Origin of the sequence: Pseudomonas sp. MPB23 (genome assembly GCF_046605395.1) — a bacterium.
Classification (GTDB): domain Bacteria; phylum Pseudomonadota; class Gammaproteobacteria; order Pseudomonadales; family Pseudomonadaceae; genus Aquipseudomonas.
The window spans coordinates 2,119,743-2,137,468 of record NZ_CP176771.1; the positions used below are offsets into that span (position 1 = coordinate 2,119,743).

The 17,726-nt window shown below is 62.7% G+C and carries 19 protein-coding genes; 10 read left to right on the forward strand and 9 right to left on the reverse strand.

Annotation, left to right across the window (positions count from 1 at the left end; genetic code table 11):
- Positions 1–25: 25 nt before the first annotated feature.
- From ptsP to ACLH0J_RS09910, 6 genes are all read right to left on the reverse strand, one after another.
- A complete protein-coding gene (gene ptsP / locus ACLH0J_RS09885) occupies positions 26–2,536 on the reverse strand; it encodes a phosphoenolpyruvate--protein phosphotransferase (protein WP_411392793.1) in 2,511 nt (836 codons plus the stop codon).
- 36 nt (positions 2,537–2,572) lie between these two features.
- Positions 2,573–3,583, reverse strand: coding sequence for an SIS domain-containing protein (locus ACLH0J_RS09890; RefSeq protein WP_411392794.1), 1,011 nt, complete (start codon positions 3,581–3,583; stop codon positions 2,573–2,575).
- Complete coding sequence (nagA, locus tag ACLH0J_RS09895; protein WP_411391825.1) at positions 3,576–4,682, reverse strand: N-acetylglucosamine-6-phosphate deacetylase; 1,107 nt, start codon at positions 4,680–4,682, stop codon at positions 3,576–3,578. Before nagA ends, ACLH0J_RS09890 begins: the two co-directional genes overlap by 8 nt.
- A gap of 37 nt (positions 4,683–4,719) precedes the next feature.
- Positions 4,720–5,451 (reverse strand): GntR family transcriptional regulator, encoded by a 732-nt coding sequence (locus ACLH0J_RS09900; protein ID WP_411391826.1) that lies wholly within the window; start codon positions 5,449–5,451, stop codon positions 4,720–4,722.
- 261 nt (positions 5,452–5,712) lie between these two features.
- Positions 5,713–6,216: a L,D-transpeptidase family protein gene (locus tag ACLH0J_RS09905; protein ID WP_411391827.1), complete on the reverse strand. Its 504-nt coding sequence runs from the start codon at positions 6,214–6,216 to the stop codon at positions 5,713–5,715.
- A gap of 37 nt (positions 6,217–6,253) precedes the next feature.
- The gene (locus tag ACLH0J_RS09910; protein WP_411391828.1) at positions 6,254–6,802 is read right to left on the reverse strand and encodes an NUDIX hydrolase; all 549 of its coding nucleotides are present in this window, start codon (positions 6,800–6,802) and stop codon (positions 6,254–6,256) included.
- Positions 6,803–6,948: 146 nt separating this feature from the next.
- On the opposite strand from ACLH0J_RS09910, the gene ACLH0J_RS09915 reads away from it, so the two are divergent.
- The 5 genes from ACLH0J_RS09915 (at position 6,949) to purT (ending at position 10,190) form a co-directional block, all read left to right on the forward strand.
- Entirely contained in the window at positions 6,949–7,563 is a 615-nt protein-coding gene (locus tag ACLH0J_RS09915; protein ID WP_411391829.1) for a CoA pyrophosphatase, read from the forward strand.
- A gap of 23 nt (positions 7,564–7,586) precedes the next feature.
- Entirely contained in the window at positions 7,587–8,111 is a 525-nt protein-coding gene (locus ACLH0J_RS09920; RefSeq protein WP_411391830.1) for a gamma carbonic anhydrase family protein, read from the forward strand.
- Complete coding sequence (locus ACLH0J_RS09925) at positions 8,108–8,323, forward strand: DUF1289 domain-containing protein (RefSeq protein WP_411391831.1); 216 nt, start codon at positions 8,108–8,110, stop codon at positions 8,321–8,323. Before ACLH0J_RS09920 ends, ACLH0J_RS09925 begins: the two co-directional genes overlap by 4 nt.
- A gap of 148 nt (positions 8,324–8,471) precedes the next feature.
- Positions 8,472–8,939: a preQ0 transporter gene (locus tag ACLH0J_RS09930; protein WP_411391832.1), complete on the forward strand. Its 468-nt coding sequence runs from the start codon at positions 8,472–8,474 to the stop codon at positions 8,937–8,939.
- Between the two features lie 69 nt (positions 8,940–9,008).
- Positions 9,009–10,190, forward strand: coding sequence for a formate-dependent phosphoribosylglycinamide formyltransferase (purT, locus tag ACLH0J_RS09935; RefSeq protein WP_411391833.1), 1,182 nt, complete (start codon positions 9,009–9,011; stop codon positions 10,188–10,190).
- Between the two features lie 112 nt (positions 10,191–10,302).
- Here purT and ACLH0J_RS09940 read toward each other — a convergent pair whose 3' ends face one another.
- The 3 genes from ACLH0J_RS09940 to ACLH0J_RS09950 all read right to left on the reverse strand — a co-directional run bounded on the left by ACLH0J_RS09940 (position 10,303) and on the right by ACLH0J_RS09950 (position 13,900).
- Positions 10,303–11,613 carry an MFS transporter gene (locus ACLH0J_RS09940; RefSeq protein ID WP_411391834.1) on the reverse strand — a complete coding sequence of 437 codons (1,311 nt, stop codon included), beginning with the start codon at positions 11,611–11,613 and terminating at the stop codon, positions 10,303–10,305.
- Between the two features lie 223 nt (positions 11,614–11,836).
- Positions 11,837–13,075, reverse strand: a complete 1,239-nt coding sequence (locus tag ACLH0J_RS09945) for a transporter associated domain-containing protein (RefSeq protein WP_411391835.1) — start codon at positions 13,073–13,075, stop codon at positions 11,837–11,839.
- Positions 13,076–13,087: 12 nt separating this feature from the next.
- Complete coding sequence (locus ACLH0J_RS09950; protein WP_411391836.1) at positions 13,088–13,900, reverse strand: inner membrane protein YpjD; 813 nt, start codon at positions 13,898–13,900, stop codon at positions 13,088–13,090.
- Positions 13,901–14,119: 219 nt separating this feature from the next.
- Between ACLH0J_RS09950 and ffh the strand changes: the two genes are divergently transcribed.
- From ffh to rplS, 5 genes are all read left to right on the forward strand, one after another.
- The gene (gene ffh / locus ACLH0J_RS09955) at positions 14,120–15,496 is read left to right on the forward strand and encodes a signal recognition particle protein (protein WP_024077237.1); all 1,377 of its coding nucleotides are present in this window, start codon (positions 14,120–14,122) and stop codon (positions 15,494–15,496) included.
- A 252-nt stretch (positions 15,497–15,748) separates the two neighbouring features.
- Complete coding sequence (rpsP, locus tag ACLH0J_RS09960; RefSeq protein WP_003175899.1) at positions 15,749–16,000, forward strand: 30S ribosomal protein S16; 252 nt, start codon at positions 15,749–15,751, stop codon at positions 15,998–16,000.
- 5 nt (positions 16,001–16,005) lie between these two features.
- On the forward strand, positions 16,006–16,542 hold the full coding sequence (gene rimM / locus ACLH0J_RS09965) for a ribosome maturation factor RimM (protein ID WP_010565276.1): 537 nt from the start codon (positions 16,006–16,008) through the stop codon (positions 16,540–16,542).
- Positions 16,524–17,297 carry a tRNA (guanosine(37)-N1)-methyltransferase TrmD gene (trmD, locus tag ACLH0J_RS09970; RefSeq protein WP_024077235.1) on the forward strand — a complete coding sequence of 258 codons (774 nt, stop codon included), beginning with the start codon at positions 16,524–16,526 and terminating at the stop codon, positions 17,295–17,297. Before rimM ends, trmD begins: the two co-directional genes overlap by 19 nt.
- Before the next feature lie 45 nt (positions 17,298–17,342).
- Positions 17,343–17,693, forward strand: a complete 351-nt coding sequence (gene rplS, locus ACLH0J_RS09975) for a 50S ribosomal protein L19 (RefSeq protein WP_003175895.1) — start codon at positions 17,343–17,345, stop codon at positions 17,691–17,693.
- The last annotated feature ends 33 nt before the right edge of the window (positions 17,694–17,726 follow it).

Consider the following 17,726-nt stretch of genomic DNA (forward strand, 5'->3'; position numbering starts at 1 on the left):
GCGGGTCTCCTTTTTCTTGTTGTTGTCAGCTCAGCGGCCAGTGGTGTTGGCAGGCTTGGCGAACGGCCTTGGCGCTGCTCAGGTCGAGCAGGTCTTGGCTGAGTCGCCGGCATTGCGCCGCGTCGAGGTGACGGACGCGGTCCTTGATTTCGCCGATCTGTGGCGGGCTGACGGACAGCTCGCTGACCCCCAGGCCGACCAGCACCGGCGTGGCCAGCGGGTCGGACGCCAGGGCGCCGCACACGCCGACCCAACGCCCGTGTTTGGCCGCGCCCGAGCAGGTCTGGGCGATCAGCCGCAGCAGCGCCGGGTGCAGCGCATCGACCCGTGCGGCGAGGCCGGCGTGGTCGCGGTCCATGGCCAGGGTGTACTGGGACAGGTCGTTGGTGCCGATGGAGAGGAAGTCAGCATGTTGGGCCAGTTGTTCGGCCATCAGCGCGGCGGCGGGCACTTCGATCATCACCCCCAGTTGCGGGCGTTGGCTCAGCTTGAGTTCAGCGCACAACGCATCCACGCGCTGGCGGATCTGCAGCAGTTCGTCCACTTCGCTGACCATCGGCAGCAGGATGCGGCAGCGATGCAGCGGGCTCACTTGCAGCAGCGCGCGCAGTTGCTGGTCGAGCAGGTCGGGGCGCACTTGGGCCAGGCGAATGCCGCGCAGGCCCAGCACCGGGTTGGCCTCGACCGGCAGCGGCAGGTAGTCGAGCTGTTTGTCGCCGCCCACGTCGATGGTGCGGATGATCACCGAGGTGTCGCCCATCGCATCCAGCACGGCCTGGTAGGCCTGGCGCTGTTCCTGTTCGTCCGGGGCGGTGCGACGGTCGACGAAGAGGAATTCGGTGCGCAACAGGCCGATGCCATCGGCACCGTTGTCGAACGCCAGCTCGGCTTCGGCGCTGGAGGCGACATTGGCCGCCACTTCAATACGCACGCCATCGGCGGTGATCGCCGGCCCTTTCGCCTGGGCGTGCTGTTGCTGGCGGCGCAGGGTTTGTGCGTCGCGAATCCGGTGCACTTCGGCGTGGCGCGCGTCGCTGGGCGCCAGTTCCAGGCGAGCGTGGGTGGCGTCCAGCACCACCCGTTGGCCTTGGGGCACGGCGAGCACTTCAGCACCCAGGGCGACCACACAGGGCAGGCCTTTGCCGCGTGCCAGGATCGCCACATGGGAGGTGGCGCCGCCTTCGGCCATGCAGATCCCGGCGACCTGCTGCGCGCTCAGTTGCAGCAGATCCGATGAGGTCAATTCATCGGCGCTGACAATCGCCCCGGCAGGCAATTCGAGCTGCCAGGCTTCACCGAGCAGCGCGCGCAGTACCCGTTGCTGCAGATCGCGCAGGTCGTTGGCGCGCTCGGCGAGCAAAGGCTTGCCCAGGGCCAGCAACACCGCGCAGTGGGTTTGGATAGCATCGCGCCAGGCATGGGTGGCGGCGCTGCCGTGTTCGATGGCGGTGGTGGCGGCGTCCAGCAGGGCCGGGTCTTCGAGCAGGGCGAGGTGGGCGGCGAAGATGTCTTCTTCTTCGACCTGCTGGCGTTGGTGAGCGTGCTCGAGGGTGGTGCGGATTTCGCCGCGCACCTGTTCCAGGGCGGCGTCCAGGCGTTGCCGTTGTTCGTCGGCGCGGTGATTGCCGGGGTCGGCCGGCAGCTCGATGGCGGCCAGGCGCAACAGCGGCCCGCAGACCAGGCCCGGGGCGGCGCACACGCCTTGCAGCACATCGGCTTCGGTGTTCGCCCGGCGTGGCGCGACGGCGGCCGGCGCGGGGTGTGCCGCGTTGCTGACGACCGAGAGCACGGCGACCAACGCGTGCAACGCGGCCTCGGCGTCCTTGCCGCGACAGCTCACGCGCACCTCGTCGCCTTCGCCGATTCCCAGCCCCATCAGGCCGATCAAGCTGTCGCAGGCGGCCGACTTATCCCCGAGGTGCACCTGCGACTGGCTGCTGAAGCCCTGTGCGGTCTTGCGCACCAACGCCGCCGGCCGGGCGTGCAGGCCGCCGCGATGGTTGACGCGCACACTGGCGCTGGCGTGCGCCGCAGAGTTATCCACAGCCGTTTGCCCCGGCGCGGTCGAACGCGGCGCAATCTGCAGCCATGGCTCGCCGACCTTGACCGTCTTCGGGCCCAGGACGCGCAGCTCGAAGTGCTCGCCATTGGTCAGGATGATCGGGCTGACCAGGCTCTTGCACTGGCGCGCAATGCGGTCCAGGTCAAACTGCACCAGCACCTGGCCCTGGCTGACGCGCTCACCTTGCTTGACCCGCAGCGCGAACCCTTCGCCATTGAGCGCCACGGTGTCGATGCCGATGTGCATCAGCAACTCGGCACCGTTCTCGGCGCGAATCGTCAGGGCATGCCCGGTGCGGGCGACATGGATGATCACCCCGTCGCAGGGCGCGTGCAGGCCATCGTTCAGCGGGTCGATGGCCACGCCGTCGCCCATGGCGCCGCTGGCGAATACTTCATCCGGGACGCTGCCCAGGGCCAACACCGGCCCGCTGAGGGGGGCGCCGAGGGTCAATTCATTATTGTTGTTGGACATGGGCACGGTACTCATCAGGAAATCGTGGCAATCGACTCAGTGGGTGCGGGTCACTTTGCTCAGGTGGCGGGGCTGGTCCGGGTCCATGCCACGGGCGACCGCCAGACCGGCGGCCATCACGTAGAAGCTTTGGATCGCCAGGATCGGGTCCAGGCTCGCGTGTTCGGCGCGGCTCAGGGTCAGGTCGCGTTCGGCGATATCGTCCGGCGCGGCCAGCAGCACGCGGGCGCCGCGCTGGCGCATGTCGGCGGCCAGGCTCAGCAGGCCGGCTTGCTCGGCGCCGCGTGGGGCGAAGACCAGCAGCGGGTAGTCGGCACCGATCAAGGCCATCGGCCCGTGGCGCACTTCGGCGCTGCTGAAGGCTTCGGCCTGGATCGCCGAGGTTTCCTTGAGCTTGAGCGCAGCTTCCTGGGCAATGGCAAACCCGGCGCCACGGCCGATCACCATCAATTGCTGGCAGTCGCGCAGGGCGTCGATGGCGCTGCGCCAATCTTGTCGGGCGGCTTCGCGCAGGCCCGCGGGCAACGCCTGGCAGGCGTGCAGCACGTCGGCCTCCTGGCTCCAGTGGCCGATCAGCAGCGCGCTGGCGCTGAGGGTGGCGATACAGCTTTTGGTCGCGGCTACGCTGAGTTCCGGCCCGGCGCACAGCGGCACGTGGTATTCGCAAGCCGCTTGCAGGGGCGAGTGTTCGGCATTGACCAGCGAAATGCTCAAGGCGCCGCGTTGGCGCAGCAGGCGCAGGCTGTCGACCAGATCCGGGCTTTGCCCCGATTGCGAAAACCCGAACGCCACCTGGCCGCTGACCTTCAACGGCGCGTGCAGCAAGGTCACCACCGACATCGGCAACGACGCCACCACAATGCCCACGTGCTGCATGGCCAGGTAGGCGAAGTAACTGGCGGCGTGGTCGGAACTGCCGCGCGCGATGGTCATCGCCACGTGCGGTGGCTGACGGCGCAGGTGCTCGGCGATGTGTTCGAGCGTCGGGCCCAGGCGTTGCAGTTGGGCGGCGACGGCGTCGCAGGAGGCCAATGCCTCTTCAAGCATGTGGGAAGACAATGGTTTCTCCTTCGACCATGACGTCGGTGAGGTGTAGGGAGCGGTCCAGGCGCACGCAGTCGGCAAAGCTGCCGGGTTGCAGGCGGCCGCGTTCTTCCAGGCCCAGGTAGTCCGCCGCAAATTGCGACAGGCGTTGTGAGGCTTCACTGATGGGCAGGCCGATTTTCACCAGATTGCGCAGTGCCTGATCCATGGTCAGGGTGCTGCCGGCCAGGGTGCCGTCGGCCAGGCGCACGCCGCCCAGGCATTTGGTCACGGTGTGGCTGCCCAGTTTGTATTCGCCGTCGGGCATGCCGGCGGCGGCGGTGGAGTCGGTGACGCAATACAGGCACGGGATCGCGCGCAAGGCCACGCGCATGGCGCCGGGGTGCACGTGGAGCAAATCCGGGATCAATTCCGCGTAGGTGGCGTGGGCCAACGCGGCGCCGACGATGCCCGGTTCGCGGTGATGCAACGGGCTCATGGCGTTGTACAAATGGGTAAAGCTGCTGGCTCCGGCGGCGAGGGCGGCGACGCCTTCTTCGTAGCTGCCCAATGTGTGGCCGATCTGCATGCGCACGCCGCGTTCGCTGAGGACGCGGATCAACGCGTCGTGGCCGGCGATTTCCGGGGCGATGGTGATCACCCGGATCGGCGCCAGGCGTAGGTAGGCCTCCACTTCTTCCATCAACGCGGTGTGGGCGAAGTTGGGCTGTGCGCCGAGTTTTCCCGGATTGATGTAGGGGCCTTCCAGGTGCACGCCGAGCACCCGGGCGCTGCCGGCAGGACGCTGTTGGCAAAAGGTGCCGAGCTGGCCGAGCACACTGGAGATCTCGTCCACCGGCGCGGTCATGGTGGTGGCCAGCAGCGACGTGGTGCCAAAGCGCACGTGGGTGCGGGTGATGGTCTCGAAGGCGCTGGCGCCTTCCATGATGTCCTTGCCGCCACCGCCATGCACATGCAGGTCAATGAAGCCCGGCAGCAGGTAGGGCAGGTCGTTGTCGGCCGGATCGCAAGGCGCGCCGTCGATGGCGATGACCTTGCCGTGGGCGTGCACCAGGCGACCGCGCATCCAGCCGCGCGGGGTGAGGATATTGTCTTCGGACATGGGCAGTTCTCTAACGCCGCGGTTGGGCGGCACAGTCTCAGCGGCGCAGCTCTGCGACGAAGTCGTAGTAGTCGTTGCGGCAGTAGGTGTCGGTGATTTCGATCGGCGTGTTGTCGGCGGTGTAGCCGACCCGGGTCATCAGCAGCATGGCGGTACCGGGGGCGATGCCCACCAGCGTGGCGAACTCGTCCGAGGCGTTGATCGCCTGGATATGCTGCAGGGCGCGGACGATGGGCTTGCCGATGCGTTCCAGGTATTCGTACAACGAATGGCCGATGGCCTGCGGCTGCGGCAGCACCGAAGCGGGCAGGGTGGTCATTTCGATGGCCATCACCGTGTCATCGGCTTTGCGCAGGCGCTTGAGGCGCGCCACCTTGTCGGTCGGCGACAGGCACAGGCGGATCAGCTCTTCGTGGGTCGGCGCGGTGATGTCGCGCTCCAGCCATTGGGAGCTGGGCACGAACCCCTTGAGGCGCAACATTTCGCTGAACCCCGACAGGCGTGACAGCGGCTGTTCCAGGCGAGGCGTGATAAAGGTGCCGGAGCCCTGGCTGCGGCGGATCAGGCCCTGGGCGAACAAGACTTCCAGGGCTTTACGGGCGGTGACCCGCGAGATGCTTAGCTGCTCGCTGAGGGTGCGTTCGGAAGGCAGGGCCTGTTCGGATTTCCACTGGCCGGCATGAATCGCCGCTTCCAGATTACGCGCCAGTTGCAGGTACAGCGGCGTGGACTGTTTGTCGTCGGGACGCAGCGTCAGGATGGGGTTCATTTGTCAGGTTTCCGATGCGGTTATTGGGGTGTTGTCGCTCGGTAGTGGTCGGAAACTAATACCACTTGAATACCATGTCAATGCAGCCAAAACGCCGAATCTAATGGTTTCAGGGTGTTTTTGTGCGGCCTGGCGGCAAGTGGTATTAGAGAGGTCTTGATGGGGCGCAGAAATGCGCAGCCCGCGCGGTGAACTGGTATTCACCGGCAGGTGCTGCCGTTGGCAGGCGTGTTTTTTGATTTATTTTACGAACGGTCCGGGTTAGGGCCGAATCTCGATCAGGGTGCCGTCTTTGACCAGGTTCCAGACTTCGCGCATGTCGACATTGCGCATGCCGATGCAGCCGTCGGTCCAGTCCAGGGTGTGGAACCACTGCTCCGGGTATTCCTCAGTGTCGGGGGTGCCATGGATCATGATCATGCTGCCCGGGTTCACACCTTCGCGGCGGGCGCGGGCCGAGTCGCTGATATTGGGGTAGGAGATGTGCATGGCCAGGTTGTAGCGATCGCTGGTCTTGCGCCAGTCGATCCAATAGAGGCCTTCCGGCGTACGGCGGTCGCCTTCGATCAACTTTTGACCCTTGGGGTTTTTGCCCAGGGAAATGCGGTAGGTCTTGAACGGCTTGCCGTCGTTGATCAACTGCAATTGATGGGCGGACTTGAGGACCAGGACTTTCTCGACCGTTTTACCGTGCAGGGTGTGCAGGGTGGAGGCTGACGACAGCGTGGCGAACGACAGACAGAACAGAGCAAGCAACCAACGCATTAAAACGATTTCCCTTGGGTGACGATTTGCCGAGTGATTATTGGGCGGGCTTGGACAGCGGCGGCACAGCTTCGCTGCGCACCGGGAACGTCTGCTGGCGACGGTCGGCGAAGAAGTATTCTAGGGTACGCCCGACCGTGCGGAAAGCCAGCTCGGACCAGGGGATGTCGGCTTCGTCGAATAGCTTCACTTCGAGGCTTTCGGGGCCGGCGGCGAAGTTGAGGTCGATCAGTTCGGCGCGGTAGAACACATGCACCTGGCTGATATGCGGTACGTCGATCAGGGTATAGATGCTCAGGTTGCGTACGCGGGCGCAGGCTTCTTCCAGGGTTTCGCGCAGGGCGGCCTGTTCCACGGTCTCGCCGTTCTCCATGAAGCCGGCCGGCAGGGTCCAGTAACCCATACGCGGCTCGATGGCGCGGCGGCACAGCAGCACCTGATCGCCCCACACCGGCAGGGTGCCGGCGACGATATTGGGGTTCTGATAGTGAATGGTCGAGCAGTGATCACACACAAAACGCAGGCGGGCGTCGCCTTCGGGAATGCGTTGAGTGACCGGTTTACCGCACTGGCTGCAGAATTTCATGCTGGGGTTCCTGGAAAGTGCGTCTATCTTGGCGTGGCCTGCGGGGGCCTGCAAGTTGTCGTTTAGCGACACCGCCCGGGTTTTGGGGTTGGGCGACCGCACGCTTTGGTGCATGATGCAAGGTAGCCAACAGATCGAGATGACTCATGCTGGACGAGCTACTTCGCCGGGTAAGCAATCACACGCCGCAACTGCTCGAGACTGACGGGCGTTTCCCCGAGGCCGCCGTGTTGGTGCCGATTACCCGCAGTGACGAACCTGAGCTGATCCTGACCCTGCGCGCCAGCGGCCTGTCGACCCATGGCGGCGAAGTGGCCTTTCCCGGCGGGCGTCGCGACCCCGAAGACCCGGACCTGATCTTCACCGCGCTGCGCGAAGCCGAAGAAGAAATCGGCCTGCCGCCCGGCCTGGTGGAAGTCATCGGCCCGCTGAGCCCGCTGATTTCCCTGCACGGCATTCGCGTGACGCCCTACGTTGGCGTGATCCCCGATTACGTCGACTACCTGGCCAACGATGCCGAGATTGCCGCAGTCTTCAGCGTGCCCCTGGAGTTTTTCCGACAGGACCCGCGTGAACATACCCACAGAATCGACTACCAGGGCCGCAGTTGGTATGTGCCCAGCTATCGGTTCGGCGAATACAAGATCTGGGGGTTGACCGCAATCATGATCGTCGAGTTGATCAATCTGCTCTATGACGACGCCAAGATCAGCCTGCATCACCCACCCAAGAGCTTCATCAATAGTCCAGCCATCGACTGAATGGCCAGCCGAGAGGGAACACTATGAAATACCGCCTGGGCGATGCCCGCGTCGAGACACATCCACACAGCTGGGTGGCCCCCAATGCCACGCTGGTGGGCAAGGTCAAGCTGGAGGAGGGCGCCAACGTCTGGTTCAACGCGGTGTTGCGTGGCGACAACGAACTGATCCTGATCGGCAAGAACAGCAACGTGCAGGACGGCAGCGTGATGCACACCGACATGGGCTACCCGCTGACCCTGGGCACCGGCGTGACCATTGGTCATAACGCCATGCTGCACGGCTGCACCGTCGACGATTACAGCCTGATCGGTATCAACGCAGTGATCCTCAACGGCGCCAAGATCGGCAAGCACTGCATCATCGGCGCCAACTCGCTGATCGGCGAAGGCAAGGAAATTCCCGATGGCTCCCTGGTGATGGGCTCGCCCGGCAAAGTGGTGCGGGAACTGACCGACGCGCAAAAGAAGATGCTCGAAGCCAGCGCCGCGCACTATGTGCATAACGCTCAGCGTTATGCGCGGGATCTGGCTGAGCAGGAAGCATGAACCCGAAAGAACGCCCCGTCGCCTCGCCGTGCGTGAGCATTTGCGCGCTGGACGATGACGACATCTGCACCGGCTGCCAGCGCACGGCGGATGAGATCACGCGCTGGAGCCGCATGGACAACGCCGAGCGCCGCGCGGTGCTGGGGTTGTGCCATGAGCGGGCGGTGGCGGATGGGTTGGTGTGGATGATGCCGGGGAAGTCGAGCGCCTGAACCGTGGTTATCGGGAGCAAGCCCCCTCCCACACTTGAATGTATTCACACATCAAAATGTGGGCGGGGCTTGCTCCCGATAGGGCCACCCCAGACGACACTCCTGCAATTGTGTACCCTGTGCAGCATTACCCACAGGTCCATCCCCCATGCTCTTCCTGATTGCCTACATCAGCAGCGTCGTGCTGATCAACTTCGCCTTCTCCACCGCCCCGCACCTGGATGTCATCTGGTCCGCCTGGGGTGGCCTGGTGTTTATCCTGCGTGACATGGTGCAAACCCGCTTCGGCCATGGGGCAATCGTCGCCATGCTGGCAGCGTTGGTGCTGTCGTATATCACCTCCGATCCGTCCATCGCCCTGGCCAGCGCCACGGCGTTCGCGGTCTCCGAGTGCATCGACTGGCTGGTGTTCAGCATCACCAAGCGTCCGCTGCATGATCGCCTGTGGATCAGTTCGGCGCTGAGCATTCCCCTCGACACTTTTATCTTTTTCGGCCTGATCGGCGCGCTCACGCCTGCTGTGGTGGGCACTGCCCTGGCGTCGAAATTCGCCGGGGTCACGGCGGTGTGGCTGATCATGGTCTGGCGTGTGCGCCGGCGAGCCGTCGCCAACTGAGGCCAATTTTTGCAGTTCATGTAAAATGCCGGCCTTTCTCCCCATGATCCGCTCCCCTGAGGACCTGAGATGACCCGAATCGGAACTCCATTGTCGCCAACCGCGACCCGCGTTTTGCTGTGTGGCTGCGGTGAGCTGGGCAAGGAAGTGGTAATCGAACTGCAACGCCTGGGCGTTGAAGTGATTGCCGTGGATCGCTACGCCAACGCGCCGGCCATGCAGGTGGCGCATCGCAGCCACGTGATCAACATGCTCGACGGCGCCGCCCTGCGTGCGGTGATCGAAGCGGAAAAGCCGCACTTCATCGTGCCGGAAATCGAAGCCATCGCCACCGCGACCCTGGTGGAGCTGGAGGCCGAAGGCTTCACCGTGATCCCGACAGCCCGCGCCACCTCGCTGACCATGAACCGCGAAGGTATCCGTCGCCTGGCCGCCGAAGAGCTGGACCTGCCGACCTCGCCGTACCACTTCGCCGATACCTTCGAGGCCTACAGCAAGGCCGTCCAGGACTTGGGCTTCCCGTGTGTGGTCAAGCCGGTGATGAGTTCGTCGGGCAAGGGCCAGAGCCTGTTGCGCGGCGTCGATGACGTGCAGAAAGCCTGGGATTACGCCCAGGAAGGCGGGCGTGCCGGCAAGGGCCGCGTGATCATCGAAGGCTTTATCGACTTCGACTACGAAATCACCCTGCTGACCGTGCGCCACATTGGCGGCACCACCTTCTGCGCGCCGGTTGGCCATCGCCAGGAGAAGGGCGATTACCAGGAATCCTGGCAGCCCCAGGCCATGAGCCCGATTGCCCTGGCCGAGTCCGAGCGCGTGGCCAAGGCGGTGACGGATTCCCTGGGTGGTCGCGGTCTGTTTGGCGTGGAGTTGTTCATCAAGGGCGATCAGGTGTGGTTCAGCGAAGTCTCGCCGCGCCCCCATGACACTGGCCTGGTGACCCTGATTTCCCAGGACCTGTCGCAGTTTGCCCTGCACGCCCGCGCGATCCTCGGCTTGCCGATCCCATTGATCCGTCAGTTCGGCCCTTCGGCGTCGGCGGTGATCCTGGTGGAAGGCCAATCGACCCAGACCGCCTTCGCCAACCTCGGCGCGGCCCTGAGCGAGCCAGATACGGCGCTGCGTCTGTTTGGCAAGCCGGAAGTGAATGGCCAGCGCCGCATGGGCGTGGCATTGGCACGGGATGAGTCGATCGAAGCAGCCCGCGCCAAAGCGACCCGTGCGGCACAGGCGGTTGTTGTAGAGCTCTAAACCGCGTCGTCTGCATCGGGAGCAAGCCCCCTCCCATACTGACTGTATTCACAAGTTCAGATGTGTGAATGCATTCAAAGGTGGGAGGGGGCTTGCTCCCGATAGCGGGCTATCAGGCAACCTTGTTCAAATCGTTATTGCGCGTCTCTTTCAGGCACAGCACCGCAATCAAGCTGAGCAGCGCTGCCGCCGATACATACCCGCCGACATAACTCAGCCCGCCCATCGCCACCAGCTTGGTCGCGAAGAACGGTGCGGCCGACGCACCGACAATTCCTCCCAGGTTATACGCTGCCGAAGCCCCGGTATAACGCACGCGGGTCGGGAACAGTTCCGGCAGCAGCGCGCCCATCGGCGCAAACGTCACGCCCATCAGGAACAACTCCAGGGCCAGGAACAGCGCGACGGCCCAAGTGGAGCCGTGGGTCAGCAGCGGTTCCATGGTGAAACCCGACAGAATCGCCAGCACCGCGCCGACAATCAGCACTGGTTTACGCCCATACCGATCACTGGCCAGGGCCGCCAGCGGCGTGGCCAGGCCCATGAACAGCACCGCAAAGCACAGCAGCCCCAGGAACGTCTCACGGCTGTAGCCCAGGGTCGAAACCCCGTAGCTCAGGGAAAACGCCGTGGTGATGTAAAACAGCGCATAGCACACCACCATCGATGCAGCGCCCAGCAGCACGGGCAGCCAATGCTGACTGAAGAGTTCCACCAGCGGCACTTTCACCGGTGCCTCTTTGGCCACGGCCTTGGCGAACACTGGGGTTTCATGCAACTTCAGACGCGCATACAAGCCGACCATCACCAGCACGGCACTGAGGATGAACGGGATACGCCAGCCCCAACTGCGGAACTGCTCGTCGTTCAGGCTCATGGCCAGGATCAGGAACAAGCCGTTGGCCGCCAGGAAACCGATGGACGGGCCCAACTGCGGAAACATGCCGAACCAGGCGCGCTTGCCCTTCGGTGCATTCTCGGTGGCCAGCAACGCCGCGCCGCCCCATTCGCCACCCAGGCCCAAGCCTTGGCCGAAACGCAGCACGCACAACAGGATCGGCGCCCAGGCCCCGATGCTGTCGTAGCCGGGCAGCAAGCCGATCAGCGTGGTGCACACGCCCATCAGCAGCAGCGAGGCCACCAGGGTGGATTTGCGGCCGATACGGTCGCCAAAGTGGCCGAACAGCGCCGAACCCAACGGGCGGGCGATAAAGGCAATGCCGAAGGTCAGGAACGACGCGAGCATCTGCGCGGTACCGGAGCTCTGCGGAAAGAACACCGGGCCGATCACCAGCGCGGCTGCCGTGGCATAGATGTAGAAGTCGTAGAACTCGATAGCGGTGCCGACAATGCTCGCAGTGGCGACGCGTGCAGTCGAGTTGGTCGGGGCGGCGGTCGCTGCCTCGTTATAGGTGGTGCTCATGGCGTTATCCCTGACGGTCAGTGCGCGTTTGGACGCGGATTATTATTGGTCGAACACCCATGGATCAGGGTTGTGAGCGGAGCGGCTCGGGATGGGAGCGGACACCGGTCAGACACGATAAGGCAGTGCCTGGACGTGTTCAGTGCGGATAGCACGCGGTCGGGCAAGGCTTTGGTAAGCCGCAGGGATTATAGGAAGGGGCTTGGCGATACAACAAGGGGGGCTATACGGCGACCGGTACGCGGCTGGTGTGCCAGATCAGCACCTTGCTGACGCGGTTGTCCTCGGTCTCGAGGATTTCCAGGCGGTAGCGGCCGATCTTCAGGCACACCGCACAATCCGGAATGGTCTCCAGGGCTTCGGTCACCAGGCCGTTGAGGGTCTTGGGGCCATCGCTGGGCAGGTGCCAGGCCAGGCTCTTGTTCAGTTCGCGGATCGATGCGGCGCCGTCGATGACATAGCGGCCATCGGGCTGTGCCTGGATATGCGGGTTGTCGCCAGCCTGATCGCTTTCGAATTCGCCGACGATTTCTTCGAGAATATCTTCCAGGGTGACAATGCCCAGCACTTCGCCGTACTCATCCACCACCATGCCCAGGCGCCGCTGTTGCTTGTGGAAATTCAGCAGTTGCAACTGCAGGGCGGTGCTTTCCGGAACGAAATAGGGTTCGTAGGAGGCCGAGAGCAACGCTTCTTTGGTCAGGCTGGCATCCGGCAGCAGGTGCTGGATCAGCCGGGTGTTGAGCACCGCTTCGACCTGGTTGATGTCGCTGTGGAACACCGGCAGGCGCGTGCGCTGGGAGTTGCGCAGTTGTTCGATGATCGCTTCGATCGAATCATCCAGGTTGATGCCGTCCACTTCGCTGCGGGGCACCAGGATGTCGTTGACGGTGATGTTGTCCAGGGCGTGGATGCCGGGCATGCCGGGGGTGCGGTCTTCGTCGGCTGCGGATTCTGGTTCGTCGTCATGGTCGGGCAACGGGTCGTCGCTCTTTTTCACCACGCTGGCTGTGCGGGTGAACGGGCGCAGCAGCAACAGGCTGATGCCATTGAGCAGCCAGGCCAGTGGGTAGAGGATTTTCAGCGGCACGCCCAGCAGTGCATTGCCAAAGCCCAGTATCGCTTGCGGATGGCGGGTGGCGAGGGCGCGGGGCAGGTAGTCGGCGAGTATCAGCAGCAGGGTGCAGGAGATCAGCCAGCCGAGCCACGGGCCGTTCTGCGCCCAGGCATAGATCGCCAGCAAGGTGCACAGAATCACCACTGCCGCGCGACACAGGCTGTTGCACAGGACCAGGCTATGGCGCGGGAAACTCAGGCGGGTCGCGGCCTTGTCACCCTGGCGCGTACCGGGGCGCAGGGCCAGCAGGTGTTGCTGCGCCGCTTCGATGGCAGTGAACAGTGCCGCCCATAACACCAGCAGGGCGATTACCGCGAGCATCGGCCCCAGGGGCAAGTTGTCCATGATTGCCGCCCGTCAGATATGCAGGATGTATTCGCGGACCAGCTTGCTGCCGAAATAGGCCAGCATCAGCAGGCAGAAACCAGCCAGGGTCCAGCGAATCGCTTTGTGTCCACGCCAGCCGAGCCGGTTGCGGCCCCACAGCAGTACGCTGAACACCACCCAGGCCAGGCACGCCAGCAGGGTCTTGTGCACCAGGTGCTGGGCGAACAGGTTCTCGACGAACAGCCAGCCGGAAATCAGCGACAGCGACAACAACGTCCAACCGGCCCAGAGGAAACCGAACAGCAGGCTTTCCATGGTTTGCAGCGGCGGGAAGTTCTTGATCAGCCCCAAAGGGTGCTTGTGCTTGAGCTGGTGATCCTGCAGCAGCAGGAGCAGGGCCTGGAACACGGCGATGGTGAACATGCCGTAGGCCAGGATCGAAAGCAGGATATGGGCGAGGATGCCCGGCTCTTCGTCGATCACCTGCACCGTGCCGGTGGGGGCGAATTGCGCCAGCAGCACCGTCAGCATGCCCAGGGGAAAGAGCAGGAGCAGCAGGTTTTCCACCGGGATGCGCGCGCAGGCGATCAGCGTCAGGGCGATCACGGCGGCGGCGATCAGGCTGGCGGCGCTGAAAAAATCCAGGCCCAGGCCGACCGGCGTCATCAGATGGGTAAACAGGCTCGCGGCATGGGCCAGCAGCGCAAGTACGCCGAGGCCGGTGAGCAGGCGTTTGTCGGCCTTGGCGCATTTGGCCAGGCGGATGCCCTGATAGAGGGTCGCAGCGGCATACAGCAGGGCGGCGGCGAGACTGGGTAGCAAGCTGGGTGACAAAGGGAGCATAAATCCTGTTAGGCAAGCCCGAAAGGCGCTGAGTTTGGCATACACCTGCGTTCCACGAAAGACTCCCGGACCAGACAGCGGGTGTGCATGGGCGCAGTCTTCGCTATAATCCGCGACCTGCCCACGCCGCAGGCTCGCCGAGCGCTGTTTTTAATAGCGATTTACCACAGCCTGGGCCGCCATTACCTCGGTCTACCATAGGGCCTGAAAGGATCGCGCATGTTTGAAAACTTGACTGACCGTCTCTCGCAGACGCTGCGCCACGTTACCGGCAAGGCCAAGCTGACCGAGGACAATATTAAAGACACCTTGCGTGAAGTACGCATGGCGTTGCTGGAAGCCGACGTGGCCTTGCCGGTGGTGAAGGACTTCGTCAACTCGGTCAAGGAGCGCGCGGTCGGCACCGAAGTGTCCCGCAGCCTGACCCCGGGCCAGGCCTTTGTGAAGATTGTCCAGGCCGAACTCGAAAGCCTGATGGGTGCGGCCAACGAAGACCTGAACCTCAGCGCCGTGCCACCGGCCGTCGTGCTGATGGCCGGTCTGCAAGGTGCGGGCAAGACCACCACCGCCGGCAAGTTGGCGCGCTTCCTTAAAGAGCGCAAGAAGAAGTCCGTGATGGTAGTGTCGGCCGACGTGTACCGTCCGGCGGCCATCAAGCAACTGGAAATGCTCGCGGGCGAAGTGGGCGTGACCTTCTTCCCGTCCGACCTGAGCCAGAAGCCGGTCGACATCGCCAACGCCGCTATTAAAGAAGCCAGGCTGAAATTCATCGACGTGGTCATCGTCGATACCGCCGGTCGCCTGCACATCGACGAAGAGATGATGGGCGAGATCAAGGCGCTGCATGCCGCGATCAACCCGGTCGAGACCCTGTTTGTGGTCGATGCCATGACCGGCCAGGATGCGGCCAACACCGCCAAGGCCTTTGGCGACGCACTGCCGCTGACCGGCGTGATCCTCACCAAGGTCGACGGCGACGCCCGTGGCGGTGCCGCGTTGTCGGTGCGCGCCATCACCGGCAAGCCGATCAAGTTCATCGGTATGGGCGAGAAGAGCGACGCGCTCGAACCGTTCCACCCTGAGCGTATCGCCTCGCGTATCCTCGGCATGGGCGACGTGCTCAGCCTGATCGAACAGGCCGAAGCGACGCTCGACAAGGACAAGGCCGATAAACTGGCCAAGAAGCTGAAGAAGGGTAAAGGCTTCGACCTCGAAGACTTCCGCGATCAGTTGCAACAAATGAAGAACATGGGCGGCCTTGGCGGCCTGATGGACAAGCTGCCGAACATCGGCGGTGTGAACCTGGCGCAGATGGGCAATGCCCAGGGCGCGGCAGAGAAGCAGTTCAAACAGATGGAAGCCATCATCAACTCCATGACCCCGGCCGAGCGCCGCGACCCTGAGCTGATCAGCGGTTCGCGCAAACGTCGGATCGCCATGGGCTCCGGCACCCAGGTGCAGGACATCGGTCGCTTGATCAAGCAGCACAAGCAAATGCAGAAAATGATGAAGAAATTCTCCGCGAAAGGCGGAATGGCCAAGATGATGCGCGGCATGGGCGGTATGTTGCCCGGCGGCGGCATGCCGAAAATGTAAAGTATTCGAGCGGGAGCCTGGCTCCTGCTCCGCCCCACAGGGATGTGGGATCTCCAGCAAACCCGCCGTCTGGCGGGAGCTGACTTGCCGTTTTAACCGACGGCTCTATAGCAGATCTGAATGGCACGCTGATAGGCGCCAGAAAAAGACATTTGCAAAAGTCCGGATATTCCTTAGAATATGCGGCCTTTCGGGCACCTATGCCCGCTGTGCATTTAGATTTGCAGCACCGACTACAGGAACGATGTTCACATGCTAACAATCCGTCTTGCCCTTGGCGGCTCCAAAAAGCGCCCGTTTTACCACTTGACCGTAACCGACAGCCGCAACCCGCGCGACGGTTCGCACAAGGAACAGGTTGGTTTCTTCAACCCTGTTGCTCGTGGTCAAGAAGTTCGTCTGTCCGTGAACCAAGAGCGCGTAGCCTACTGGCTGAGCGTTGGTGCACAGCCATCCGAGCGTGTTGCCAAGTTGTTGAAGGACTCGGCTAAGGCCGCAGCCTGAGCAATATGAACGCGACGCCAGCTGTTGCTGATGATTTGATCGTTATCGGCAAGATTTACTCTGTTCATGGCGTTCGCGGCGAAGTGAAGGTGTATTCCTTTACTGATCCGACTGAAAACCTGTTGCAGTACAAAACCTGGACGCTCAAGCGCGAGGGGAGTGTGAAACAGGTCGAGCTGGTCAGTGGACGTGGGAACGACAAGTTCCTGGTCGCAAAGCTCAAGGGTCTTGATGATCGTGAAGAAGCTCGTCTTCTGGCCGGTTATGAGATCTGCGTGCCGCGCAACCTGTTCCCTGAATTGACCGACGGCGAGTACTACTGGTACCAGCTGGAAGGTCTGAAGGTTATTGATCAACTCGGGCAATTACTCGGGAAAATCGATCATCTTCTGGAAACCGGCGCCAATGATGTAATGGTGGTCAAGCCTTGCGCTGGCAGCCTGGATGATCGCGAACGCCTGTTGCCCTATACCGAGCAATGCGTGTTGGCCGTCGACCTGGCCGCGGGCGAGATGAAGGTGGAATGGGACGCGGACTTCTAAGCGTGGCTAATTTGCGCATTGAAGTGATCAGTTTGTTTCCCGAGATGTTTTCCGCCATCAGCGAGTACGGCATCACCAGTCGGGCGGTGAAACAGGGGCTGTTGCAGCTCACCTGTTGGAACCCGCGAGACTACACGACGGATCGACATCACACTGTGGACGATCGCCCCTTTGGCGGTGGCCCGGGCATGGTGATGAAGATCAAGCCCCTGGAAGACGCATTGGTTCAGGCCAAGGCAGCAGCAGGGGAGAAGGCGAAGGTCATTTACCTGTCCCCTCAAGGCCGTCAGCTGAAACAGGCGGCGGTACGCGAACTGGCGAATGAGGAAGCACTGATCCTGATTGCCGGTCGCTATGAAGGCATTGACGAGCGTTTTATTGAAGCTCATGTCGATGAAGAGTGGTCGATTGGGGACTATGTTCTGTCTGGCGGCGAGCTGCCGGCGATGGTCCTGATAGATGCGGTTACACGACTGCTGCCTGGAGCTTTAGGGCATGCGGACTCTGCGGAGGAAGATTCCTTCACGGATGGTTTGCTGGATTGCCCGCACTACACCCGACCGGAGGTGTATGCGGATCAGCGTGTTCCCGACGTATTGCTAAGTGGCAATCACGCACACATCCGGCGTTGGCGTTTACAGCAGTCCCTTGGTCGGACCTATGAACGACGCGCCGATCTTCTGGAAAGCCGCTCGCTTTCTGGAGAAGAGAAGAAGCTGCTCGAGGAATACATCCTCGCGCGGGACGATAGTTAACAACGTATCGATGGTAGGTCCATTGACTTACCTTAGGAGCACAGCATGACTAACAAAATCATCCTTGCACTCGAAGCAGAGCAGATGACCAAAGAGATCCCTACCTTTGCCCCGGGCGACACCATTGTCGTTCAGGTGAAAGTGAAGGAAGGCGACCGTTCGCGTCTGCAAGCGTTCGAAGGCGTGGTAATCGCCAAGCGTAACCGTGGTGTGAACAGTGCTTTCACTGTTCGTAAAATCTCCAACGGTGTTGGCGTAGAGCGTACTTTCCAGACCTACAGCCCGCAAATCGACAGCATGGCCGTTAAGCGTCGCGGTGACGTACGTAAAGCCAAGCTGTACTACCTGCGTGACCTGTCCGGTAAAGCAGCTCGCATCAAGGAAAAACTGGCTTAAGTCCAGCTTCCCGATGCAGAAAAAAGCAGCCTA

What these genes read in the sequence shown, in the direction of transcription:
- ACLH0J_RS09930 (WP_411391832.1), top strand. Translation starts at nt 8,472, where the DNA reads ATGCTCTTCCTGATTGCCTACATCAGCAGCGTCGTGCTGATCAACTTC.
- ACLH0J_RS09915 (WP_411391829.1), top strand. Translation starts at nt 6,949, where the DNA reads ATGCTGGACGAGCTACTTCGCCGGGTAAGCAATCACACGCCGCAACTG.
- ACLH0J_RS09910 (WP_411391828.1), bottom strand. Translation starts at nt 6,802, where the DNA reads ATGAAATTCTGCAGCCAGTGCGGTAAACCGGTCACTCAACGCATTCCC.
- ACLH0J_RS09940 (WP_411391834.1), bottom strand. Translation starts at nt 11,613, where the DNA reads ATGAGCACCACCTATAACGAGGCAGCGACCGCCGCCCCGACCAACTCG.
- ACLH0J_RS09945 (WP_411391835.1), bottom strand. Translation starts at nt 13,075, where the DNA reads ATGGACAACTTGCCCCTGGGGCCGATGCTCGCGGTAATCGCCCTGCTG.
- rpsP (WP_003175899.1), top strand. Translation starts at nt 15,749, where the DNA reads ATGCTAACAATCCGTCTTGCCCTTGGCGGCTCCAAAAAGCGCCCGTTT.
- ptsP (WP_411392793.1), bottom strand. Translation starts at nt 2,536, where the DNA reads ATGTCCAACAACAATAATGAATTGACCCTCGGCGCCCCCCTCAGCGGG.
- rimM (WP_010565276.1), top strand. Translation starts at nt 16,006, where the DNA reads ATGAACGCGACGCCAGCTGTTGCTGATGATTTGATCGTTATCGGCAAG.
- purT (WP_411391833.1), top strand. Translation starts at nt 9,009, where the DNA reads ATGACCCGAATCGGAACTCCATTGTCGCCAACCGCGACCCGCGTTTTG.
- nagA (WP_411391825.1), bottom strand. Translation starts at nt 4,682, where the DNA reads ATGTCCGAAGACAATATCCTCACCCCGCGCGGCTGGATGCGCGGTCGC.
- ACLH0J_RS09890 (WP_411392794.1), bottom strand. Translation starts at nt 3,583, where the DNA reads ATGCTTGAAGAGGCATTGGCCTCCTGCGACGCCGTCGCCGCCCAACTG.
- trmD (WP_024077235.1), top strand. Translation starts at nt 16,524, where the DNA reads ATGGGACGCGGACTTCTAAGCGTGGCTAATTTGCGCATTGAAGTGATC.
- ACLH0J_RS09900 (WP_411391826.1), bottom strand. Translation starts at nt 5,451, where the DNA reads ATGAACCCCATCCTGACGCTGCGTCCCGACGACAAACAGTCCACGCCG.
- ACLH0J_RS09920 (WP_411391830.1), top strand. Translation starts at nt 7,587, where the DNA reads ATGAAATACCGCCTGGGCGATGCCCGCGTCGAGACACATCCACACAGC.
- rplS (WP_003175895.1), top strand. Translation starts at nt 17,343, where the DNA reads ATGACTAACAAAATCATCCTTGCACTCGAAGCAGAGCAGATGACCAAA.
- ACLH0J_RS09925 (WP_411391831.1), top strand. Translation starts at nt 8,108, where the DNA reads ATGAACCCGAAAGAACGCCCCGTCGCCTCGCCGTGCGTGAGCATTTGC.
- ACLH0J_RS09950 (WP_411391836.1), bottom strand. Translation starts at nt 13,900, where the DNA reads ATGCTCCCTTTGTCACCCAGCTTGCTACCCAGTCTCGCCGCCGCCCTG.
- ffh (WP_024077237.1), top strand. Translation starts at nt 14,120, where the DNA reads ATGTTTGAAAACTTGACTGACCGTCTCTCGCAGACGCTGCGCCACGTT.
- ACLH0J_RS09905 (WP_411391827.1), bottom strand. Translation starts at nt 6,216, where the DNA reads ATGCGTTGGTTGCTTGCTCTGTTCTGTCTGTCGTTCGCCACGCTGTCG.